Annotated in this window: 3 protein-coding genes and 1 riboswitch; of the genes, 1 reads left to right on the plus strand and 2 read right to left on the minus strand. The window is 52.4% G+C overall.

The genetic code is table 11. The annotated features are described in order from the left end of the window. Both ABGY95_RS03045 and nadC read right to left on the minus strand, forming a co-directional pair. Positions 1-582: TonB-dependent receptor plug domain-containing protein (locus ABGY95_RS03045; RefSeq protein WP_347440220.1), on the minus strand; the 582-nt coding region annotated here is incomplete at its 3' end. 27 nt (positions 583-609) lie between these two features. Then, a riboswitch (cobalamin riboswitch) is annotated at positions 610-778 on the minus strand. Between the two features lie 126 nt (positions 779-904). Further along, the gene (gene nadC, locus ABGY95_RS03050; RefSeq protein WP_347440221.1) at positions 905-1,747 is read right to left on the minus strand and encodes a carboxylating nicotinate-nucleotide diphosphorylase; all 843 of its coding nucleotides are present in this window, start codon (positions 1,745-1,747) and stop codon (positions 905-907) included. Positions 1,748-1,826: 79 nt separating this feature from the next. On the opposite strand from nadC, the gene ABGY95_RS03055 reads away from it, so the two are divergent. Then, positions 1,827-3,071 (plus strand): bifunctional UDP-3-O-[3-hydroxymyristoyl] N-acetylglucosamine deacetylase/3-hydroxyacyl-ACP dehydratase (locus ABGY95_RS03055; protein ID WP_347440222.1); only part of this gene is annotated, 1,245 nt, incomplete at its 3' end.

Below are 3,071 nucleotides of genomic sequence, written 5' to 3' on the forward strand. Positions count from 1 at the left end.
GATGGTCGCAGCAGGAAGACTATAGCTATAGAAAGGTGCAGCTTCAGCGTAGAGAGAAAGATTCGGCTTATCTTCACCTAGACGGCTAGTGATGCCAATCACACCACCTGCTGCGTCTGCTCCATAGAGAACACTCTGAGGACCGCGAAGCACTTCAAGTTGTGAAACTTGGTTCGTTTGCGCTGCACCTAGGAAAACACCAGTGGAGTTGTTGGATTCGGTGACGCGAACACCATCAACCACTACCTGATTATAGCGCGTGGGCAAACCACGCACAATCACAGTACCGATAGAGCCTGTTTGACCCGCTGTGGAGAGGGCTTGTACACCTGCTAGATCGTCTACAGCATTGAGGAAACGATTCTGCTGGGTGCGTTCCAATCCCTCCCCCGTCAAGATAGAGACTGATGAACTCGTCTTATCGAGAGGATTCTCAAACCTCGAGGCGATCACGGTCGTTGGCTCGAGTGATTCGAGTTGTACTTTTGCCTCTTGAGCCTGTGCCGCACATTGGCTGACTGCAATCAGTCCAGCCACAACTTGCTTACCTGATACCAGGTTATTGTTTGTAGTGTTTTTCATAGTTCTGCCCCTGAAATCCGCAGGGATAGCTAATGTTGTCTCATGGCGTGGCATCCTGGCTCAGCTGATGTCTAGTCAACCTCACAGTGGCGGTACCGCTCCGGAATAACACCCAACACCATAGAGTTGGCGTGCGCACCGGATTCCCCATCTATTTCCTGCTCGTACTACGAGTCTCCATGAGCCACAACACGCCTATTGGCGAGCTGCTACGCGCTTCTACTCACCGCTTCGGTGATTGCAACCAAAATGTCACCAAGCACACTCTAACAGTACGCTATAACAATATATGCATACTAAGGAGAAGCTGAGAGAAAAAGAACTACTCAACAAACTCCAAGGAGATATCCAAGGCCACAGCCGAGTGCGTGACTGCGCCGACCGAGATAAAATCAACACCCGTCTGAGCAATACCAGCCACAGTCTCCAGGTTCACTCCGCCGCTGGCTTCCAACTTTGGTCCTGTAGCGCCACGCATGGCTACCGCATCACGCAGTTCATCGTTACTCATATTATCGAGCAAAATGTAATCCACTCCCTCAAGAGTCAGGAACTGCTCCACCTGATCTATCCGGTCAGCCTCCAGCTCCACCTCCACACCAGGCTTATCCGACTTCAACTGCAGGATCGCTTGCTGTAGCCACTCCAGACCATTCTCAGCCACCAAATGGTTATCCTTCACCATCGCTCTATCATAGAGCCCCATCCGGTGGTTCGTACCACCGCCAGTCCTGACAGCCATTTTCTCAAGCCAACGCCATCCTGGTGTCGTCTTGCGCGTGTCAAGAATCTGCGCCTGAGCCCCCTCAGTCAGCTCCACAAAGCGCGCCGTCTTCGTCGCCACTCCAGAAAGCCGTTGAGTGAAATTGAGAGCCGTACGCTCCGCAGTCAGCAATGATCTAGCAGAGCCCGTGATCTCCATCACCCTCGTGCCATGCGTGACCACACTCCCATCAGCCACCATTTGCCGGGTCACGATATTCGGATCGATCTTAGCAAAGATCCTCTCAGCAATATCCAATCCAGCAATCACGCCAGAATCTTTGACCAACATGAACGCACGCGACTGCACCTCCTCCGGCACAAAATACTCTGCGGTCACATCCCCTGCTCCTATATCTTCTAGGAGTGCTAAATCTATCAATTGCTCGACCTCTGGCTGCATGCGGGGACTCTAGCGTGAGATTTCACTCTGGAAACCCAAAAAACTTGCATCTTTGTACCACTCTGTTTTGACTCGCAGCATGCCGATTGAAATGCAACAAACTCTCGCTGCTCCAGCAACCCTCGAGGGCTCGTCTCTCCACACTGGTCAGAAGGTGACTCTCACCATCAAACCAGCCCCTGCTGACTCCGGATTCCAATTTCGTAGAATAGATCTCGACGACCAACCTTTCATCGACGCCGATGTCAGCAAGGTCCAAACAGTAGAACGCGCTACCACCCTCGCTGAAGGATCAGTGAAGGTGCACACAGTAGAGCACGTCATCTCCGCACTCACAGGAATGGGTGTTGATAATGCTCTGATCGAGATGGATGCCAATGAGCCACCGATCGGTGATGGTTCATCCGCTCCATTCGTAGAACTTATCAAACAAGCAGGCGTCGTCACTCAAGATGTGCCTGCTAAGGTTTGGGAGATCCGCGAGCCACTTTTTTATGATTCAGGTAATGGATCATTCATCACCATCGTCCCAGACAAGGAATTCCGCGTCTCCTGCACCAATGTCGGACCTGACGGCCGATTCACCCAGTACTTCTCCAGCGTTGTCAACCCTGAGACCTATGAAAAGGAAATCGCTCCAGCCCGTACCTTCGTCTACTACGAAGACGTAAAGCCACTTCTCGACAAAGGCCTCATCAAAGGTGGATCGCTCGAAAATGCTGTCGTCATCCGCGGTGAAGAAATCATGAGCAAAGAGCCACTTCGCTTTGACAACGAATTTGCCCGTCACAAGGCGCTCGACGTCATTGGCGACCTCATGCTCAGTGGCAAGCGCATCACCGGCCACGTCATCTGTGTCAAACCAGGCCACGGCCCTAACACAAAGATGGCTGCCATTCTCAAGACGAACTACCTTCGTATGCGCTCTATGGTGCCACCACTCGCTATCCCTAAAGGCGAAGCAGTGCTCGACATCAACGACATCCTCAAGATTCTCCCACACCGATACCCATTCCTCCTCGTCGATCGCATCATCGACTTCGTAGGCGACAATAAGTGCACTGGCGTGAAGAATGTGACTATCAACGAGCCATTCTTCCCTGGCCACTTCCCGGGCCACCCGATCATGCCAGGCGTACTACAGGTAGAAGCAATGGCGCAGGTTGCTTCATGCCTCATGCTCCGCAAGCCTGAGAACCAAGGCAAGATTGGTTACTTCATGAGCGCGGACAAAGTCAAATGGCGTCACCCAGTACTCCCTGGCGACACCCTCTTCATCGAAGCCGAAATCATCAAGACCCGCCGCAACATCGGCTTTGCAAGC

This window comes from Rubritalea sp. (assembly GCF_039830215.1).
In the GTDB taxonomy this organism is placed as follows: Bacteria; Verrucomicrobiota; Verrucomicrobiia; order Verrucomicrobiales; family Akkermansiaceae; genus Rubritalea.